The organism is Ruegeria sp. YS9, assembly GCF_024628725.1.
Taxonomy (GTDB): Bacteria; Pseudomonadota; Alphaproteobacteria; order Rhodobacterales; family Rhodobacteraceae; genus Ruegeria; species Ruegeria atlantica_C.
Map to the genome: position 1 here is coordinate 3,186,100 of NZ_CP102409.1, position 19,467 is coordinate 3,205,566.

23 protein-coding genes are annotated in these 19,467 nt (G+C 57.8%); 17 read left to right on the forward strand and 6 right to left on the reverse strand.

The window, feature by feature from the left end:
- Positions 1-171 precede the first annotated feature (171 nt).
- The 8 genes from NOR97_RS16065 (at position 172) to NOR97_RS16100 (ending at position 7,514) form a co-directional block, all read left to right on the forward strand.
- Positions 172-1,251 carry a hypothetical protein gene (locus NOR97_RS16065; RefSeq protein WP_257599805.1) on the forward strand — a complete coding sequence of 360 codons (1,080 nt, stop codon included), beginning with the start codon at positions 172-174 and terminating at the stop codon, positions 1,249-1,251.
- Positions 1,252-1,253: 2 nt separating this feature from the next.
- On the forward strand, positions 1,254-1,676 hold the full coding sequence (locus tag NOR97_RS16070) for a hypothetical protein (protein ID WP_257600896.1): 423 nt from the start codon (positions 1,254-1,256) through the stop codon (positions 1,674-1,676).
- Positions 1,666-2,787 (forward strand): hypothetical protein, encoded by a 1,122-nt coding sequence (locus NOR97_RS16075; protein ID WP_374041590.1) that lies wholly within the window; start codon positions 1,666-1,668, stop codon positions 2,785-2,787. The genes NOR97_RS16070 and NOR97_RS16075 overlap by 11 nt, the downstream gene beginning before the upstream one ends.
- 57 nt (positions 2,788-2,844) lie before the next feature.
- Positions 2,845-4,776, forward strand: coding sequence for an ATP-binding protein (locus NOR97_RS16080; protein ID WP_257599806.1), 1,932 nt, complete (start codon positions 2,845-2,847; stop codon positions 4,774-4,776).
- Entirely contained in the window at positions 4,773-5,105 is a 333-nt protein-coding gene (locus NOR97_RS16085; RefSeq protein WP_170345709.1) for a hypothetical protein, read from the forward strand. Before NOR97_RS16080 ends, NOR97_RS16085 begins: the two co-directional genes overlap by 4 nt.
- A gap of 148 nt (positions 5,106-5,253) precedes the next feature.
- Complete coding sequence (locus NOR97_RS16090; protein ID WP_257599807.1) at positions 5,254-6,591, forward strand: DUF6638 family protein; 1,338 nt, start codon at positions 5,254-5,256, stop codon at positions 6,589-6,591.
- 1 nt (position 6,592) lies between these two features.
- Complete coding sequence (locus NOR97_RS16095; protein WP_171120117.1) at positions 6,593-6,859, forward strand: hypothetical protein; 267 nt, start codon at positions 6,593-6,595, stop codon at positions 6,857-6,859.
- Between the two features lie 10 nt (positions 6,860-6,869).
- Positions 6,870-7,514 carry a DUF1523 family protein gene (locus NOR97_RS16100; RefSeq protein ID WP_170345706.1) on the forward strand — a complete coding sequence of 215 codons (645 nt, stop codon included), beginning with the start codon at positions 6,870-6,872 and terminating at the stop codon, positions 7,512-7,514.
- Positions 7,515-7,568: 54 nt separating this feature from the next.
- Here the strand turns inward: NOR97_RS16100 and NOR97_RS16105 are convergent, their stop codons facing one another.
- The 6 genes from NOR97_RS16105 to NOR97_RS16130 form a co-directional block, all read right to left on the reverse strand.
- A complete protein-coding gene (locus tag NOR97_RS16105) occupies positions 7,569-8,663 on the reverse strand; it encodes a flagellar basal body P-ring protein FlgI (RefSeq protein ID WP_170345705.1) in 1,095 nt (364 codons plus the stop codon).
- Positions 8,660-9,667: a flagellin gene (locus NOR97_RS16110; protein WP_170345704.1), complete on the reverse strand. Its 1,008-nt coding sequence runs from the start codon at positions 9,665-9,667 to the stop codon at positions 8,660-8,662. The genes NOR97_RS16105 and NOR97_RS16110 overlap by 4 nt, the downstream gene beginning before the upstream one ends.
- 2 nt (positions 9,668-9,669) lie before the next feature.
- Positions 9,670-11,121 carry a flagellar hook-associated protein FlgK gene (gene flgK, locus NOR97_RS16115; RefSeq protein WP_257599808.1) on the reverse strand — a complete coding sequence of 484 codons (1,452 nt, stop codon included), beginning with the start codon at positions 11,119-11,121 and terminating at the stop codon, positions 9,670-9,672.
- Between the two features lie 32 nt (positions 11,122-11,153).
- Positions 11,154-12,449 carry a flagellar hook protein FlgE gene (locus tag NOR97_RS16120; protein WP_170345702.1) on the reverse strand — a complete coding sequence of 432 codons (1,296 nt, stop codon included), beginning with the start codon at positions 12,447-12,449 and terminating at the stop codon, positions 11,154-11,156.
- Between the two features lie 91 nt (positions 12,450-12,540).
- The gene (locus tag NOR97_RS16125; RefSeq protein ID WP_257599809.1) at positions 12,541-13,380 is read right to left on the reverse strand and encodes a flagellar motor protein MotB; all 840 of its coding nucleotides are present in this window, start codon (positions 13,378-13,380) and stop codon (positions 12,541-12,543) included.
- Between the two features lie 85 nt (positions 13,381-13,465).
- Positions 13,466-14,785: a FliI/YscN family ATPase gene (locus NOR97_RS16130; protein WP_257600890.1), complete on the reverse strand. Its 1,320-nt coding sequence runs from the start codon at positions 14,783-14,785 to the stop codon at positions 13,466-13,468.
- 105 nt (positions 14,786-14,890) lie between these two features.
- On the opposite strand from NOR97_RS16130, the gene NOR97_RS16135 reads away from it, so the two are divergent.
- The 9 genes from NOR97_RS16135 to NOR97_RS16175 are packed head-to-tail and all read left to right on the forward strand — an operon-like array spanning position 14,891 to position 19,435.
- Positions 14,891-15,277, forward strand: coding sequence for a FlgB family protein (locus tag NOR97_RS16135; RefSeq protein ID WP_257599810.1), 387 nt, complete (start codon positions 14,891-14,893; stop codon positions 15,275-15,277).
- Between the two features lie 11 nt (positions 15,278-15,288).
- Positions 15,289-15,675, forward strand: a complete 387-nt coding sequence (flgC, locus tag NOR97_RS16140; RefSeq protein WP_257599811.1) for a flagellar basal body rod protein FlgC — start codon at positions 15,289-15,291, stop codon at positions 15,673-15,675.
- A 12-nt stretch (positions 15,676-15,687) separates the two neighbouring features.
- Positions 15,688-15,978 (forward strand): flagellar hook-basal body complex protein FliE, encoded by a 291-nt coding sequence (gene fliE / locus NOR97_RS16145; protein WP_170345697.1) that lies wholly within the window; start codon positions 15,688-15,690, stop codon positions 15,976-15,978.
- 4 nt (positions 15,979-15,982) lie between these two features.
- Positions 15,983-16,255 (forward strand): flagellar biosynthetic protein FliQ, encoded by a 273-nt coding sequence (locus NOR97_RS16150; protein WP_170345696.1) that lies wholly within the window; start codon positions 15,983-15,985, stop codon positions 16,253-16,255.
- Positions 16,255-16,965 (forward strand): flagellar hook-basal body complex protein, encoded by a 711-nt coding sequence (locus NOR97_RS16155; protein ID WP_257599812.1) that lies wholly within the window; start codon positions 16,255-16,257, stop codon positions 16,963-16,965. Before NOR97_RS16150 ends, NOR97_RS16155 begins: the two co-directional genes overlap by 1 nt.
- 21 nt (positions 16,966-16,986) lie before the next feature.
- A complete protein-coding gene (gene flgG / locus NOR97_RS16160; RefSeq protein WP_257599813.1) occupies positions 16,987-17,772 on the forward strand; it encodes a flagellar basal-body rod protein FlgG in 786 nt (261 codons plus the stop codon).
- A complete protein-coding gene (gene flgA / locus NOR97_RS16165; RefSeq protein WP_170345693.1) occupies positions 17,772-18,188 on the forward strand; it encodes a flagellar basal body P-ring formation chaperone FlgA in 417 nt (138 codons plus the stop codon). The genes flgG and flgA overlap by 1 nt, the downstream gene beginning before the upstream one ends.
- Positions 18,188-18,919: a flagellar basal body L-ring protein FlgH gene (gene flgH / locus NOR97_RS16170; RefSeq protein ID WP_170345692.1), complete on the forward strand. Its 732-nt coding sequence runs from the start codon at positions 18,188-18,190 to the stop codon at positions 18,917-18,919. Before flgA ends, flgH begins: the two co-directional genes overlap by 1 nt.
- Before the next feature lie 9 nt (positions 18,920-18,928).
- Positions 18,929-19,435: a flagellar basal body-associated protein FliL gene (locus NOR97_RS16175; RefSeq protein ID WP_257599814.1), complete on the forward strand. Its 507-nt coding sequence runs from the start codon at positions 18,929-18,931 to the stop codon at positions 19,433-19,435.
- Positions 19,436-19,467: the final 32 nt, after the last annotated feature.

Sequence of the window (19,467 nt, forward strand, 5' to 3'; positions counted from 1 at the left end):
AAGTTAATTTAATCGAGTCACCCGAAATCTGCGCGTTTCATTGGCCGGTCTCGCCTTTCTTTTTGCGAAGGAGTTTGCCAAAGTCTGGGTGAATTTTGAGGCCCAGGGGATGTAAATCGGTGTAACATTCCCTATCTTATTGGGTAATTAAAGAAAAAGAGGACAGCAGAGATGTCGAACCAGCAATTCGAAGCGTTGATAGAAGAGACTCAAGCCAAAGTGCGCGAAAGCCAGTCTCAGATCGAAGGGCTGACTTCGCGCATTGAAGCGGCCCGCGCCAAGATCGGCACCGCCGAGGCGGATATCGACATCGAAAACGCCACGCTCGAAGATGTGCACGCCCATACCGAGGTGATGAATGCCAATATCGCCGAGCTGATCATGGGGCTGGACGACGTCACCAGCGCCTTTTCCAAAGATTTTGACGAGATGCGTTCGAAAACCGGGTGGGAGTCGTTTGTCGGCATCTTCTCGAAAGGTAAATCCGAGTCGATGCGGCAGGAGCGGATGCGCACCGCCAATATCGATGACAAGCTGCAAGACCTGATCGCCAAATCCGACGTGATCGTGAAGCTGCTGCAAGGGCAACTGGCCGTGCTGGAAGAACAGCGCGTCAAGGTCGAGGACAACCTGACCGTCACGCTGGACGACCGTGAGGCGACCGTGGCCGAGTTGGAGGCGCTGCGCGCCGAAATTCAGGGCATGGACCCGACGATCATCACGCTGGAGAACAAGATCAGCGTCGAACAGGACGCCGCCGCGCGGACCCAGCTGGAAACCGAACTGGCCGAGCTGAACAAGCAATACAACGCCAAGGTTCAGGACGAGCAGGTCAAACTGGCCAAAAGCCAAACGCTGGAGCGCTATATTGAAAAGGGCAAGACTTGGGTCGATTCACTGCAAAACCAGGCGGCGACGCAGATGGTTCTGATCAACAAGCTACAGACAGACACGCAGCAGCGCGTGGTGCTGTATGACGCCCTGACCAAATCGCTGAAAACCGCGCAGCAGCAGGACGTGGCCCACCGCATCAACGAGATCGGTGTGCATACGGATCAAGAGGCGCAGACGGCGATGGCCGCCATCGGCACCGCGACCAACCAGAAGATGGCCGACATGCTTGAGGCGCATGAGGACCACATGGTCTTTGCCCGCGACGTGCTGGAGAAAAAAGCCAAGGCGGATGAACGCTTTGCCCGCCGTTTTGCCTCGATTGTCGAGAAGCATGACAAGAATTTGTATGGGGGTTGAGCTTGGACGAAGTGAGCTTGAGCCGATCTGAACAAACCAGTTGGACGCTCTATCGCTGGTTAGCTGGCAACGTCGGTCTACTGTTTGTAATGATGTATACGATGGGCTGGTACTTTCTTTTCTCAGCTCCTTTGTTGGCGTTGTTCGGACTTTGCGCAACGCTTGTGTATTTCCTTACGGGTAACGGCGAAGGCGCGCTTGGGATCACTGCATTATTGTTTGCTCCATTGTCGATAACATTCCTCGTATGGCAAATGATCAGGTTTATTGGGCCGACATTTGTAGGATTATTTCGGCGATGTGGGTTTTTCGGTCAGTACTTGCACCGTTTTTCTCCGAGCGACCTTCTTGAAATGGCGCGCACCCATCGACAGATTGCGTCTGCCGACCTTCGCAGGCTATGGGACAAAGCTGTTGGACACTGATCCCATCCAAGACCATGTTGGCCTGACCGACACCTTCGCCTCGCGCCGGTATTTCCGGAAATTTGAGGTGATCACCGTCCACCTCCTGCGCGTGGCTGCGACGATGGAGGCCGAGGGCGCGATCAGCAAGCAAGAAGTGCGGATCGTGTCGCGCTACCTCTCGGGGTTGCTCTACACCTTCCGCGCGCTCTCCATGAAGTATCTGTTGGTCGGGCGCGATACGGGGCGGTTCTTTGGCAGTCTCGCCATGGACAAGCGCGATAGCGGCTTTCCGGTGGCGGCCGAGTTGCTGACCATGGCCAATGACGCGCAGCAGGCGCAGGTGCATCTGGCAAACATGCCCTTGGAAGACGACCTGAAAACCGACATGGTGCGAACGATCATTGGCGATCAGGAAATCCCCACCAAGCTGCAATTCGCTCTCTCCCAAAGGCTCTATTACGAAGAACTGTTAAAAGGTCAGCTGTTCTGGGCCCGTAATGATCCCGAGTGCCACTGGATCGGAAATGAGGGGGACCGACGCAAATTCATGATCCACTGGGCGGTCTATGACAGCCAGATCAACCTGCCCGTCATCTATCTGATGCAGCTTGAGGACAGCGGCAAAACTGCCCTGCCCAAGGATCAGCGCCGCTGGCCCGAGGTTCAGGCGCATCTGATGGCGCAAGCGCTGGGTGGGTTGAAACTGGTGACGATTGCCAAAGGCTTCGATCAGGATTTCGACGACCTGCATCCCAAACACCTGCGCCGCATCCATGTGGGTCCGATGTATTCCTCGGCCTATACCGAGCAATCCGGCCCCCTGCGGCAGGTGCTGGAGGACGCGCAATCTCCGCAAGGTCAGGATTGGGCACTGGCCTGGACCACCGAAGAACTGGAAAGCGAAGAGGTGATCGAAGAGCGCTCCGGGTGGTTCTCGACCGTTGAGCGCGAGATTTTTGCGCTGGACCCGTTCGGCGGGCAAGGGGCCGAGACCGGGGCCACACGCACTCAGCGCTCGATCATCCTGCCCCAGCGTCCGTTTCAGGTGCTGGCCGAGCGCAACCCGCCGGGTTTTGCCGATGTGCGCAAGTTCGTCGTCAGCAAGACCGGGCAGGTGTTGAGATATTGAATTTTTCGCCTCCGGCGGGAGTATTTTTGAAAAGATGAAGCAAGGGCGGTTTTTGAGATGAGTTTGACGTCAGATCAGATGGAATTGCGCGAAGACGACATTCGCCAGCATTATCCCGCAGCAACCGCCTTGCTGAACGGGTTCGAACACGCGCCGCGGATCGCCAAACCCGTTGAGGCCGCCGTCGAACGCTCTCCGGGTGTGTCAACGGCACGGCGGTTTCGGTCGACGACCCCGGGGTTGGTGACGCGGCGTACGGTGCGCGCGGATGGGGTACATCTGGTCGAACGGATCGAGGCGTCGGATGATGGCGATGCATTGGTCTCGCCACCTCAGGCCACAACGCAGCAGGCCATTCGTCGGGCCATTGCCATTGCGCTGGCCGTGGCTGAAGCTTTTGCCGAACAAACCCCGCTGGCCGATCTGAAGCGGGCGAATCTGGCCGGGGATCTGCCCGCCGCCCGCAAGACCGAATTCTCGGAATTGCTGACCGCTGAAGCTTTGATCACGCTACATACGTTCGGCAACGCGCTTGCCTATCTGATGTCTTCGCATCTTGGCGAAATCACGGTTGATCTCGGTGAGATCGAAGAGGTTCTGACCGACAATGGCCAGCTTGCCCTGCATGGCGCGCTGTGGGAGCTGGATCAGGTGCTGGCCAAACACGCCCCCGACGACGCCCGTCTGATCGCGGCCACCAGCGCCTATGCCGAACAACTGATGGAGAAAGCCGCCCTGCGTGCAGGGTCGGCAGGCCATCTGGCCCCGTTCCAGAACGCCGCCTGGCATATCGAGGCAGACGATCTGACGATCCGGGGGTTTGAGCCGGCCTCAAAAGCCAAATCCACCACCCTGACCATGACGTTCAAGAAGCCGAACGAGGTGGTCGGCAACCATATCGCCAAATATCAGGCCATGAAGCTGGCCAAGATGGTGATGGCCTATGATTTCGACCGCCGCCTGAACCCGTTTGCCGAGCTTGGCGGGTTCATCTTTACCTTCATGGGCGACGGCAAACCGGGCACCGGTAAGACCACCCTGATCCAGATGATGGCCGGGCTGATCAACGACTATTGCCAGAACGCGGGCTATCCGTTCCGCTATCAGAACCTGAGCACCGACAATATCGACAGCTATCAGGGCAAGTCCGGTCAAAACGCCAAGGCGTTTATCAACACGATCATCGACCCTTCGGTTATCGGGTTCGGCACCATCGACGATATCGACCAGCTGGCGGGCAAACGCGGCGACCGGCAGTCGTCAGCCGGTCAACTGGAAATCACCGCCGTGCTGATGGAGAGCTTTGCGGGCGCCAACACCGTCGTGCGCGGCAACTGCACCTTTGGCATGTTCTCGAACTACCCCGAGAATGTGGACGACGCCCTGCGTCAACGGGCGGGTGCGCGGTTTCTGGTGGACGGGCCACAGACGCGCGAGGATTACATCGACATCCTACACCTGCTGATGGGCCGCAACCATGACATCCCGCTGGGTGAGCACGAGGCCTATGCCGCGCAGGAAATCAAAAAGGCTGTCGCCGCCAGTTTCGAAAGCCACTCCCGCCCGCATGAGGACGCTCTGCTTCAGGTCTATGACCGGGTTTCGGCTGAGATCGGCCAGATGGACACCATCGCCAAGCTGGGCACCTACCTCAAGGCGATCCAGCAGGCGGATGAGCGCTTTACCGGCCGCGCGATCAAGAACATCACCGACGCGGTCAAAGTCCGCGCGATGGATTTCGAACTGCCCGACGAGTGGATGGAAAACCCCGACCTGTTCCTGTTCCGCGACTACGACACCAAGAAAGCGATGATCGAGGACCTGCGCCAGCCGATCACGGTTGAGATGGTGATGCAGGAAATCAACCGCTACGCCGACAGCGAGTTCCGCTATGCCGACAAGAGCGACGAGGTCGCCATCGAGAACGCGGTGCGCGAGATGGGCCGGATGGAAGAGGCCAAGCGGCGGTATCTGGAGGGGAAGGGGTGAATTATTTGATCGCCATAGGTCTGCCTCTACTGCTGAGCACTGTGGTTGCTGTTCCAATAGGGTTCCGAGCCTATCGAACGTCTCGCGCGGCTAAAGAAAGCGGAAAGGAATGGTTGCTTCTATTCTTAGCATATGGCGCGGCTTGCACTGTTCTTACAATTCTTGCCAGCTACACTTTGATGGATTTTTTTGTCGACCGATTTGCCGTGGACGTTGGTAACGCAAATCCCGCAGATGTTATGGTCTATTTTCAGCTACAGTTCTGGTTGATTGCAATACCCCTTGGTTTCGCGATCATTTTTGCATTTGCAAAAGGACTGAGAGCATGAGTTTCGAATTCATGGAGTACAGGTTTCTTTTTGAGAGTGATATCGCGGCGCAGCCGCGACGCGCCCGACCCGCCCCCCAGGGCGGGCGCGTTCAGCACCCACCCTCAGGCCGGGCGCATCGCTACCGTTGCGCGGGAAGGCAATTGTTATGATCCGCCTCATCGAAAAAGGCCTGATGTTCGGCAATCTCGTCCACATCTCCAGCCCGGCTCTGGTCGAACGGTATAACCGCGCGTTGCAGCATCTGGCGGGCAAGACCACGGCGCTGACGGATTTTCATGTCGATATCTCGGGCTATTCGCCGGAGGTGGGGATTGAGCTGGACGACCCGCTCTACCTCAACCCCAACGGGGTCAACCGGCAGTTCATCCTGCTGACGACCGAACAAAAACGCGCGCCTTTGCTGAACGTCAAATTCTCGACCTCGCGCGATATTCTGCGAGACTTCATCGAGATGAACGAGGCGCAGCTGTTCGCCCTGACCGCCACCGATGCGGTGGCCGGAGAGTTGGTGAACTCGGTCTTCAAACTCACCACACCGCGCGACCTGCTGAACCTGCGCAAGATCGAGATTGAGGCCGACACAACAGGCGGCACCCTGCGCAAGGCACAGCAACTGGCAGGCATGGTCGAACGGTTCAAAACCAAAGAGGACGCCTGGTTCGATGATGTGCTGATCGCCAAGATGATCGAAACCGCCAGGGAAACCGGTGACGTCACCCGAAACCCGGTGCGCCTGCGTCATACGGATTTTGAGCAGCGAAACTTCTGGACGGCACATTTCGGTGGGCTTTATCTTTTTCCCGACGTTGATCACCCGGCAGCGATTTGCATGGGTGAAAAGCCTGACGACCTGCCGATCAAATACACGTTTGATCCGTCGCAGCGGAACCAGATTGCCAAATTTCTGGACTACAACGATCTGGTTGAGCCCATCGTCAAGGCGCGCGGCGTGGATGCGGCCGCGATCCTGCAACAGAAGATGGATTTCCTGACCGTCGATGCGGCGGCGGATGCGGATGTTGACCTGACCGGGCTGGATCGCAGCGACATGCGGCGGTTGGCACGGAACCACGCGGATCGCCTGCCGCAGGCCTATCACGGGCTTGCGCAACTGCTGCGCTGGGCAAGTGATGGGGGTCCGTGGCCGCGCATCACTTCGGACCATCCGGCCTATTTCTACACGCTACGCGCCGCCGATACGCCGAACCGCGATCTGGTGAACATGCTGCTTTCCGAATTGGCCCCGCTGGACCCGCGCCAGATGTTCATCTGCCACAAAGAATTGTTCTACCGAACATATTCGGGCTGGCCCGAGAGCAAGAAGGCCTATGTGGCCGACTTCCTTGCGCGCGAATATCAGGTGGACAAACAAGGCGCCCGCGCCGCCCTGTTCGGACATGAGCTGGATATGAGCGGCGACGATCGCGTCAGCGATGACATAATTGCCCGGGTCGGTCCGTGGGGTTCGGTGAGGAAAGGTTGAAATGATTGGATTATTGCGCCTTTTGCTGATCTTGCTGGTGATCCAGACGATTGCCTATGTCGGGCTGTCTTTCTATTCGCGCGGCATACGTCGGCGCAAATTGGAGAACTGGTGGGACGAAAAGGGCAAGACGGGCAACAAAGAAGCCTTTGTCGAACGCGGATTGCATGTGTATGACAACTCGTTTCGGCGTAAACTGATCCTAGGTGTCTATATCGTGCCGTGGGTGGCGATTGGCGCGCTGATCTACATCGTGAATTACATGTGAGGGTTTAGGCATGGCCTATGTGAAATGGGCGTTCATTATCATTTTCTGGGGCACGATTGCCGTGATCCTGCAATATTCTCTGCCCCAGCATGACATTGTGCGCATCGTCAACACCTATGAAGAACGGCAGGATCTGAACGACTGGACCCGGATCTTCTGGTCAGAGCCGGAAGATCAATCCACCAGCCTGTCCAACCGGGATGTGCAGTTCATTCAGGCGGTGCGGGCCAATGGAAAACCCATCGTGTACCGAAATGAGGATACCGGCTGGGGATGGCCGCCGTATTTCAAGTTCGACACGGCGAACCTGTATACCGAGGCCAATGATGCGAAATCGACCAAGGAGAACCCGAAATGGGTGGTCGTGACCCATTACGGGTGGCGCAATGAATTCATGTCGATCTTTCCCAACGCCATTTTCATCAAGCATGTGGATGGCCCGGATGTGCGGATCATTCCATGGTTCAATATCATCTTCCTGACGATCTTTGCGGCGTTCGTTTGGGCGGTATGGGTGCGTTGGCGCAGGTTCCGGCAATCCCGGATCGATCCGATGATCGAAAACGTTGAAGACGGCCTGTATGCGGCCGGTGATGCCATTGAAGAGCGGCGCAACAGGTTTCGCCGCTGGCTGGACAGCTGGAAATCGAAATAGACCGCAGCTGAGGCGGGCGTGGCAGCAGCACGCCCATCCGGCTGGCTGTGCCCTTCACCTGACGATGAATTCCGCATGCAGCGCGCCTGCTGCCTTGATCGTTTTCAGAATGTCGATCATGTCCTGAGGCGAGACCCCAAGCGCGTTCAGGCCTGCGACAACCTCGGACAACGTGGTGGCCTCGGGGATTTCGGCGAGGCCGGTTCCCTCTTCTTCTTCGATCCCTGCGATTGTCCGTGGCACGACCACTGTTTCACCTCTGGCGAACGGGTTGGGCTGCACTGCAATCGGTGCTTCCTGAACCGTCAGAGTCAGGTTGCCTTGAGACACCGCAACACGCGAAATTCGGACCTCTTGCCCCATGACAATGGTGCCAGAGCGCTGATCGACAACAACGCGCGCTTTCGATTCCGGTTCAACCAGAATGTTTTCAATGCGCCCAATGGCATGGGCTGTCGAAACCGCCTGAGTCGCCGCGACGTTGAGCTCAACCGTGCCGGAATCCCGCATAATCGCCACGGCTCTGTTGAACTCGGTGTTTATCGCGGTTTCGATGCGCGCGGCTGTGGTGAAGTCTGGCTCTCTGAGTGCGAGGCGCATCTGAGTGAGAGTTGACAAGTCGAAGTCAATTTCACGCTCGACCCTCGCGCCGGATGGGATCACGCCCGAAGTTGGCACCCCGCGCACGACTGAAGCTGCCTCTCCTTCAGCCGAAACGCCGCCCGCAAGGATTGTGCCCTGAGCGACCGCATAGATTTGGCCGTCGGCCGCGTTCAGCGGGGTCATGATCAGAGTGCCCCCCAAGAGGCTGCTGGAATCGCCTATGGCTGAAACCGTTACATCGATTTGACCACCCACCCGTGCAAAAGGCGGAAGGCTGGCCGTGACCAATACCGCTGCCACGTTTTTGGGCCGGAAATCCTCACCGGTGACGTTGACGCCAAGACGTTCGAGGATGTTGGACATGATTTCTTCGGTGAAGGGCGCGTTGCGTAATCCATCACCGGTTCCGTTCAAGCCGACCACCAGGCCATAACCCACCAGATCGTTGCCCCGTACACCGTCAAAATCCACGAGGTCCTTGAGACGGATTGTCCCTGCCCAAGCCATGCCGGGAAGGAGAAGCAGGAGAAGTATCAGCGCCCTCATCTCAGAAAGTTCACCAGTGAAAGGTTCGCATTGCGAACGGTTACGGAATACAGGCTTTCCAATTGAAATTGCACCGTTTGCAGTTTTGCTGCCGTCTCATAAGGATCGGCCGCGATCAGTTCGTTCCGGCTGAATTCCAAGCTGGTCCGGGCCGAGGAATTGCGTGTTGCAGCCTCTTCGATGCGGGCTTCGGCCGCTCCGACTTTTGCCCGGAGTTTTACGGTGGCATCCTGTGCGTTGGCCAGATCGACCCCTAACTGCGTGAACAATGCGGTGCGCTGATCGGGCGAAAGTGCCAATGCGCTGTCGGTGGCCAGCGCCGCAACGGCGACATCCCTGAGTGCGGCCTTGAACGCCGGATCCGTTGCCGTGATCGGCAGCGTGACGCTTTCGTTTTCCGAAATCTGCATCGGAGACAGTGTGCTGCTTGACCCCTGATAAATCACGGCGTCGAAACCGGCCGGGTCATTGAACCAGTTTTCTGCCGCCAGCCTGATATCAGCGACCGTCGCAAGCCCCGTCAACTGCGACTTCAGCGCCGTCAAAAGATCGTTCGAAGATTGCAGAGGCGACACATCGGTGGCGGTGCCGGAAAACAGGCTGCGCCCTCCCACGCGTGTGTTCAGTGCCGAGATCATCGTGTCCAGCTCGTTTTTCGCCTGTTGGGACGCTTGTTCATGATTGACGGGCTGATTGGCGGTTCCGTAGGCCAGCAAAGACGCGGTCATGTCTCCGACCGAATCTCCGAAGGTTTTCAGGCTCAGTTGCATGGTGTCGGTGAACAGGGCGGCTTCGGACGTTGCGATGCCAAAGGCGTCGAGTCTGGCGAGGCTGCGGTCGAGATCCAGAATTTGCGAATAATCCCCGCCAAGCCGACCCGAGACGTCCTGTACCCGCCCGGTGGACATTTCATAAGAGAGGGTTTCGATCTGGGTTTTGATATCTGTTGCGCGGGTTCGCAAGGTCATTCCTCGCGCCAAATCGCCGATAGAAGTGATGTTCATGGTCACAACCTCAGAAGAGTTTCCATAAGCTCGTCAACAACCGAGATGACACGGGCGTTCGCGGCATAGGTCTGTTCGACCTGCATGAGCCGTTGCAGTTCCTGATCGGTATCCACGCCCTGCGCGGCCTCGATCTGCGCCATTTGCTGCTGGAAGCTGTTTGCAAAAGTCTTGCGTTGATCCGCGGCATGGGCGTGCGCGCCCGCTTTCGACAACAGGGCCTCGGTCAACTCGGCAGCGCGCATGTTTCCCGTGCCGAACAGCCCGCCGGGTACCGGGCGCGCGTCGTTCAATATGTTCCCGAACGCGCGCAGTTGAGCCGCCTGCCCGGGGTCACCCGGTGTTGCGGCACCCAGACCCGCGCGCAGTTTCCAACTGTCCCCGCCATTGTCAGGGTCGACCGTCGAATTGAGTGAGATCCGTGATGCAAGTCCGACAACAGATGCAGGATTGAATCGGTTGCCGTCGTCGGTGAACAGACCGGGATCTGTCGCAAGAGCCGTCGAATCCAAACCGGGCGTTTCAAATCGTTCAATCAGGTCCCTTGCAACCGTGTCGAGCTGAACCTGTGCCTCGACTGCCAAATCGTCGCGGATGGTGAACTGCGCCATCAGTGCCCCGCCGCGGATTTGAGCGTTACCTGCGCTTGTCCGCACCGGGTTGCCGTTCATCTCCAGACCGGACAACAGACCATTTGCCACGGTCATGTGAGGCTTTGTTTCACCGGTCGTGGAAAAAGTGAACTCCGAGGCCGTGCCTTCCAGCAGGATCAGCCCGCCCTCCGAGTACAGGGATACCTGATCATTGGCGCGGGGCACGACATTGACCGGGATCAGGGTATTGACCTGGTCGATCAGGACATGCCGCTGGTCCAGCAGGGCACCGATGTCACCGCCAGAGTTTTGAATGGCAGGAATCTTGGCGTTCAGGTCTTCGATATCTTTCAGAGTCTGATTCAGGGTTTCGATCTGAGCGCCAATTTTCCGATCAGCATCCGAGCGTGCCTGGCGTACGCCTTCTGATGCTGCGTTCAGCTCGTTGGTCAGATCGCGGGCCGAGCGCGCAACCTGATCCAGCCGTTCGATCGAGTCAGGCAGACTGGCCGCCGTGATGAAGGCGTTTTCCAATGAGGACAGACGGGTAGACAGCGAAGGGCCGTCATCAAGAGACCCCACCAGATGTTCGAACCGAGCGTGAAAATCTGAAACGTCCGACCGAAAGGCGAGTTCAGCATCAGAGGAACGTCTGTTGGCTGTCAAAACCGGATCCTGATGCCGGATCACGCCCACGGTGCGTACGCCATTTCCGGATATAGGGCTTGTTGCAAGCTCGAGGGACCGGCGCGCATAGCCGGGGGTCAGCGCATTCGCGATGTTTCCGGACACCACAGCGGCCCCGCGACTGGCCGCAGTCAGCCCGCCCAGTGCGTTATTGAGTGCTGTCGACATGTTCATGAGGCCGCTCCTTTCTTTGGGTCAGAGCCGGATTAACGCTTCAGGTTTGTCGTTTCCTGCAACATCTCGTCCACCGTCTGGATCACCGTGGCGCTGGAAGAGTAAGCACGTTGCGTCTGAATCAATGAGGTCAGCTCGGTCGCTACATCCGTGGTGGATTCCTCACGCGCGAAAGAAACAAGATCCCCGGTCGGGCCTTCGCCCGCATTCCAAAGAAAGAACGTACCGCTTTCACGGGAAGGCGCGTAAGTTTGGCTGTCCAGCGCGGTCAAACCGTTGGGATTGGGGACATCTGCCAGCGGAATCTGATACATTCGGCGGCTGACGCCGGTGTCGTACAACGCATAGACATATCCGTTCTCATCAACCTGGACGCTGGTCATTGTGCCAACGGCAGAACCATCTCGTGTGATCGAAACGGGCGCGAACGTATCGGACAATTGGGTTATACCATCTGCATCCCCGATCAGGCCAATATTTACCTCCATCGGTCCGCCGGCGACGTTGACCATGACACTGCCCGTTGCTGGATCATAAGCACCGCCTGAAACAGCTGTGACGCTGGCCAGAGTGCCACCTGCCGTTCGGTTGTCGGTGAATGTCAGCGTGTATTCACCGATGATCGCGCCACCCGAGGCCGAGTCACGCAAGACCATGGTCCATTCGTTGCTGCTGCCGGTTGCGGGAACAGTTGGAACCAACTGGATATCGACGCTTTCAGACTTGCCGAGATTGTCGAAATACTCAACTGACAAAGGTTGAATGTCGCCCGGCGCGCCCGCATCTGTCGCCGTGGCCGGAAGGTTCATACGCAGTTTCATTTCCGTGGTTGGGGAACCCGACAGCTGATTCACGCTGAGCTGAATGGGTTCAAGCGCGGCGGGTGTGTCGCGCGAAACCGGTGGAATAGTGCCATCAGGTGCCGCCCGCCACCCCAGAAGAACAAGACCGGATTCGGTAACCAAATACCCCTCGTCGTTGGTGCGGAATGACCCGGTTGTTGTCAGCAGCATCTCGTTCGAGCTATTCCCGATCTGCGAACTGGGGCGCACAGGCAACATGCCGCGCCCGCGAACTGCCAGATCGGTTGAGTTGCTGGTCGTGACCAGGGGCCCGCGTTGATCAATCATGCGCTGGCTTGTCGTCCGCACGCCGCCTGCCGAATAGCTGCCACCCTGGCCCGACGTGACCATTGAATGAAAATCCGTCTCGACCCGTTTATACCCATAGGTCGAAGAGTTCGCGATGTTGTCGGAAATCGTCGCCAACCTGTTGGCATTGGCTTTCAGCGCCGCCACACCGGCATTGAGCGAAGAGGAAATGGTCATGGGTGCGCCCTTCTGTTGCGTCCGTCTTTGATGCAACAGGTAACGCGCTGCCCCTTAACAGCGCGCTAACATGTAAAATACGCTCTATCATTTAGGGCTGGCGCAGGAAGATCACTTCGATCCTGTTGTTCCGCGCAGCCATGGGATTTTCGGCGAACAGTTCTCTGTCGGCATGGCCCGCAACACGATCCATCCTTTGTGCCGCAACGCCCTTGTCTTGCAGCAACTGGCGCAATTTTTGAGCCCTTGCCGTGGACAACTCCCAGGCTGTGTTGCGCGCCTGTACGACCGGAGATGCGCTGACATGCCCTTCGACAGCGATCGAATTGACGACAAGATCCGAGGCTCGGGCGAGGATCAGGGCCAGGGACCGCAGAAAGCTGGTTGGTTTGTCAGAGCCCGATTCGAACAATGCCTGATCGTCGGTGTCGAACAGTTCCACCACCAATCCTTCATCTGTGACCCGTGTGACGATATGCTTGAGCAGCTTGTCCGAGACCTCGCTTTCACCCGTGCGCCCCAGCAGTTGCGCCTCCAACGTAGTGAAGTCTTCCTTGTTCCCTTTGCCGCCGCCCTCGGCATTCACTCCGATCGAGCCGCGGGCCTGATGCGATTCGGTCGGGTGTGTGGTCGTGGCACCCTGACCGTCCCGCAGCAGCACTTCTTCAGACAGCATGCTGTCGCCGCCAAACGCCCCGTCTCCGCCGCCGGATTCCGGGCTCAGCGGGATTGTTGGCGCGAAATAATCCGCCAACCCTTTTCGTTGCTGTTCCGTTGTTGCGTTCAGCAGCCACATCAACATGAAGAAGGCCATCATGGCCGTCACAAAGTCGGCATACGCGACTTTCCACGCGCCACCGTGATGGCCATCGCCACCCGATACACGCTTCTTCTTGATGATGATTGGCGCCGCATTGGTTTGCGCACCCATCTCCACCACCTTTTTATCACCCGACTATCGGGATAGCAGCGCAGGTCTTAAGGTGGCCTTAACACTTAAAACTGTTCAGAGTTCGCTAACGCGGCAGGCCGGCCGAAGCACGGCGCAGAATCAGGGACAGCCGGTTAAAGCTGTTTTCAATCCCTTCGGAATCGGGTTTGCCGAAAAATGCGTCCAACTCCTCATGAACGCGCACGGCCTGATCCAAGAGCGGGTCTGATCCTTCTGAATACAGCCCGGCCTTTATCATGACTTCGGATTGTTCGTAGCTGCCGACAAGTTTGCGGGTTTCGTTGATCATCTGGTTCTCGGCCTCGGACGCGGCCTCTGGAAGGCTGCGGGATACGGATTTGCTTAGATCGATGGCCGGGAAGCGCCCGCGTTCGGCAATCTCGCGGCTGAGCACGATATGCCCGTCCAACACACCGCGCAGAATGTCGGCGATGGGTTCATCCATGTCGGACCCCGCAACCAGGACGCTGAACACGGCAGTGATATCACCCTGCTCCTGCGTGCCGGGGCCTGCGCGTTCACACAGGTTGGCAATCAGGGGGGTGACAGAGGGCGGATACCCTCGGAGTGACGGGGCTTCGCCCATGGCAACGGCGATTTCACGGTGCGCTTCCGCGAAACGGGTTACCGAATCGGCCAGAAACAGAACGTTCAGCCCCAGATCCCGCAGGAACTCGGCCGCCGACATGGCCGACCACGCGCACCGCCTGCGCGCCAATGCAGACTGGTCGGACGTCGCGGCGACCACGATAGTGCGCTTCATGGCTTCCGGGCCTATGGCGCGGGCAACAAACTCGTTCACTTCACGCCCGCGTTCGCCGACAAGAGCCACCACAACCACGTCAGCCTGCATGAAGCGCGCCAGCGTCGACAGCAGCGTCGATTTCCCCACACCCGATCCCGCAAACAACCCAACGCGTTGACCGCGTACAATCGGCAGCATGGTGTTGAGAACCGATAGTCCGGTGGCCATCCGCTTTCCCAATGGCTTGCGCGCCACCGCAGGCGGGGGGGCTTGCATGATGTCGCGATCCTGTGGCCCGTTCAGCAGGGGTTTTCCGTCCAGCGGTTTGCCAAACGGATCTATGACGCGCCCAAGCCAGTGCAATGCAGGCGCGAACCCCGGCGAGGGATCAAGGTACACACGGTCCCCCAGGCTGACACCGTCCGGGGCGGAACCCGGAATCATGTGAACATGGTCTGCACCGACATGCAGCACTTCACCGGCCAGATCGGGCCCCGCGCGCCGCCGCAATGTAAGCAAGTCTCCGATTCGGGCATGTTCGTTGAGGCCACTGATCTCGATCAACCCTTGTGCGACGCCGCTGACCAGGCCCACGTGGCGGATCGAAGTCATCCGATCAAATTCATGTTTCAGAAGCATCGGGTCGAGATCAGACATCTTGGGTTCTCCAATTGGGTTCTGAAAACGGTTTTTAAAGGAATCGGGGTTAAGCCTTGATTGAAATTGATCGAGGGAGAAGCCCCGATGTTCTATGACTTGAACGTCCTTAAGACTGCGTACGCAATGGCAACCCATGCCGGGCAACGGCAGGCGGTGATTGCGCGCAACATGGCCAATTCGGATACGCCAGGCTACCAGCCGCGCGATATCGAACCCTTCCATACAGCACTTGAAACCTCGGGACGCGAAGTGACCATGGTGGCTACGCGGCGGGGTCATCTGCACGGCGGTACAGGTGCGCAGCCATGGGCAGAGCATCAGGCCGTTCCGTCGGGTGATCCAAATGGCAACGGTGTATCGCTTGAAGAAGAGATGCTGAAATCGGTCGAGGTCAAACGACAGCACGACCGCGCGTTGGCGATCTACAAATCCTCGATCAACATCCTTCGCACCAGTCTGGGACGTGGATAAGGGGGCCGAGGATGAGCGATTTTTCCCACTCACTTGCGGCATCCGCCAGCGCCCTGCGTGCGCAGGCAGCCCGTCTGCGCCACGTGTCCGAAAACATATCGAATGCGGATACGCCCGGGTATCAGCGCAAGACGGTGCCGTTTGAGACCATAGAAAAAGATGGTCAGAACGTGGTGCAAGCCGGCCGCGTAAAGCTTGATCGACGCGACCTGACACGAATTTTCGACCCCGGCCACCCGATGGCAGATGCCAGTGGTCACTATCTGGGATCGAATGTCGATCTGATGATCGAAATAGCCGACGCGCGCGAGGCGCAACGGAGCTACGAAGCCAACCTCAAGATGTTCGATCAAACACGGCAAATGTCGTCGTCATTGATGGAACTGCTCAGAAAATAAAGGACAGCCAGAATGGACATCCGATCATTGAACGCCGCGCAGAATTATGCCGGCGCCCGTCCTGCAACCCAGGCCGACCCCGATCACCCGGGCATGGTGCAGGGGCTGAAGGCAAGTTTTCAGGACTTTGCATCCACGTTGAAACACAGCGAGCAGATGTCGCAGACCGCGATGGTCGGGCAAGCCGACCCGCACGCGCTGGTGCAGGCGCTGGCACAGACCGAACTGGCCGTTGAGACAGCTGTGATCGTTCGCAACAAGGTGGTCGAGGCCTATCAGGAAATCCTTCGGATGCCGGTCTGATACGATGCTGAGCGAAGGTCTTTTCTATGACATCGTGCGTCAGGCTCTTTGGATCGCCGTCATCACATCGGTCCCGATTCTGGCAGTTGCTCTGGTGTCAGGCCTGGTCGTTGGTCTGTTTCAGGCTCTGACGTCGATACAGGAAATGACGCTGACCTTTGTTCCCAAACTGATCGCCATCGTCGTCGTGTTCTGGATCTCGATGGGGTTCATGACTCAGACCCTTGTTACGTTTTTCACCGGTACGCTTGTTCCATTGATCGCAGGAGGTCGCTGATGGACACCGCCTATGTCACCCTGTCCCGCCAGTCCGGGCTGATGAATGAAATGCGCCTGGTGGCGAATAACATCGCAAATGCCAACACGACCGGCTATCGCCAGCAGGGGCTGGTGTTCTCGGAATACATTCGAGATATGCCGAACAGCCCCTCCCTCTCCATGAGCCGGGCCGAGGCGCGAAATACGTTAATGCAACAAGGCGTGCTGACGCAAACCGGCGGGCAATTTGATTTTGCCATCGAAGGCGACGGTTTCTTCATGGTCGAAACCCAGGATGGCAACCGGCTGACGCGGGCTGGCAGCTTTTCTCCCAATGCCGATGGCGATCTGGTTTCAATGGATGGCGCGCGCGTGCTCGATGCCAATGGCGCGCCTGTGTTCATCCCGCCTGACGCGGCGTCAATCGATGTCGGCAGCGACGGAACGCTGAGTGTCGATGGTCAGCTTCTGGGTCAGCTGGGCGTTTTCAACGTCGCCGATACGAATGAACTTGTACGCGAAGGAAACACTCGTTTCCGCACCGACGGTGCAATTGAGCCGGTCGACGAGCCGGTGGTTTTGCATCGCTTTCTCGAAGGGTCAAACGTGAATGCGATTCAGCAAGTGACCCGTTTGGTGGAAATCCAGCGCGCCTATGAGCTGGGGCAAAGCTTTCTTGAGAGTGAAGATGAGCGCGTGCGTGGAGCACTCAAGGCGCTGATGCGCTGATTTGGATGAGGAGAGTTGGACATGCGGGCCCTTAAAATTGCCGCCACCGGGATGACAGCACAACAGATGCGGGTCGAGACGATCTCGAACAACCTCGCGAATATGAATACCACCGGCTACAACGCGCGACGGGCCGAGTTCGCCGACCTGCATTATCAACAGATGGCGCGGGCCGGCACCGTGAATGCGTCGGACGGAACGGTTCTGCCCACGGGTATTCAACTGGGTCTGGGTGTGCGACCGGCAGCGGTGACAGTGCAATTGGAACAAGGCGCCTTGTCGGCCACCGGGAGCGATCTGGATGTTGCAATCGAAGGTCGCGGATATCTGGAGGTGACCTTGCCCAGCGGTCAGGCCGCTTATACGCGCGACGGCAGCTTGAAGCGGTCGGCGGAAGGACTGATCGTTACCTCTGACGGGTTTGCGGTTTCGCCTGAAATCACCATCCCCGACGATGCGCGTTCTGTTTCGATCAACGCGTCGGGCGAGGTCTATGCATATTTTGACGATTCCCCCGAAGGTCAGTTGCTTGGCGAGTTTACGCTGGCCAGTTTTTCGAACGCCAAAGGGCTGGAAGCCGTCGGAAGCAATCTGTTCAAGGAAACCGAAGCGTCCGGTGCTCCGGTTCTGGGTGCGCCGGGCGAAGACGGTCTGGGAACTTTGCGGCAGGGATATCTGGAAGACAGCTCGGTTGACGCCGTTCGCGAAGTTACCGAGCTGATCGAAGCGCAACGCGGCTATGAGATGAATGCCAAAGTCATCACCGCGGTGGACCAGATGATGAGCGCGACAACGCAGGTACGGTGATGCGATATCTGGTTCTTTCTCTGGTGCTGCTGGCGCCAATTGCCGCCCAGGCTGACATCGTGGTGCCGACACGCACGATCCGGGCCAAGGAAGTCATTTCTGCGGCCGATCTCGAGTTGAAGCCAACAGATGTTGCGGATGCAATTTCCGACCCTGACCTTCTGATCGGACAAGAGGCCCGGGTGGCGCTCTACCCCGGTCGGCCAATTCGCGGCTCTGATGTCGGGCCACCTGCCATCGTGGATCGAAACGATCTGGTCGTGCTGGTGTTCAGCAGCCAACCCTTGTCGATCACCACAGAGGGCCGGGCCTTGGGGCGCGGTGCGGCGGGGGATCGCATTCGGGTCATGAACCTTTCATCCCGAACAACCGTAACAGGCCGAATCCGTCCGGACGGTCAAATCGAGGTACAGTGATGCACGGATTGCCAAAAACCCTTGTCCTGACGGCTTTTGTCTTGTCCGCATGTGGTCGAATGGATCATTTGGGCAAACCGCCAAGTTTCACACCCAACGAGGATTCCCCGGAACAGGTTGCAATGTTGTGGCCGGGTTTGCCATTGCACACCCAACCCCAGCGAAACGTCGACCGGTCCTCTTTGTGGAGCGGCGGGCAGCATTCGCTTTTGGGCGACCAGCGCGCGATCAAGAAAGGCGACATCCTGACCGTTGTCATCGAGTTGGACGAGAAGGCCGAAATTTCGAACAACACCAGACGATCCAGATCTGGGTCCGAGAACCTTGAAGTCCCCAGCCTCTTTGGCCTGCCTCAGCGTGTGCAAAAGAACCTGCCCCAGGGCGCGTCCTTGGATGAAGCCGTTTCGATTGAGGCGGATTCCTCAAGCTCTGGCCGCGGATCCGTCAGGAGAAACGAAAAACTGACTCTGCGTGTTGCCGCAACGGTGCTGGATGTGTTGCCGAACGGAATTCTTTCAATATCGGGATCCCAGGAGTTGCGGGTCAACTTCGAGCTGCGAGAACTTCTTGTCACGGGATATGTCCGCCCGCAGGACATCTCGCGGCAAAACGAAATAACCTATGACAAAATCGCGTCAGCGCGCGTGTCATATGGCGGCAGAGGGCAGATAACGGATGTCCAGCAACCCCGCTATGGTCAGCAAGTTCTTGATTCCCTTTTGCCGTTCTGAGGTGAGACCGTGGTTGCGAAATTGATCCCCGTGATTTTTCTGATTGTTGGACTCGGCGCGGGTATTGGCGCGGGGCTGGCTTTTGCACCTGCGAAAAAACCTGAAACCGCGGTTGCCGAAGAAAAAGCAGTCAAAGAGGACAAGGCGACCGGCAAGAAAACAGGAAAATCAAAGGAAAAGGGCGAGGCGAAAAGCTTTGAATATCTGAAAATGACCAAGCAATTCGTCGTCCCCGTTGTGAAAGACGACCAGATCGAAGCCATGGTAACGCTGTCGCTGAGCCTTGAGGCGAACCCGGCAATTACAGAAACCTATTATGCAATCGAGCCTAAACTCAGGGATGGCTTTCTTCAGGTTCTTTTTGACCAAGCAAACACGGGTGGTTTTGACGGGGCTTTTACAGAATCCGGGAACCTGGATGTATTGCGGAAATCCTTGCTGGAAGTGGCGCGCAAAGAATTTGGCGACGACGTGTCCAAAGTGCTGATCCTGAGTGTAAACCGACAAGACAGCTGACACTGGTCAGCCCGAAACTTCGGACCGGTCAA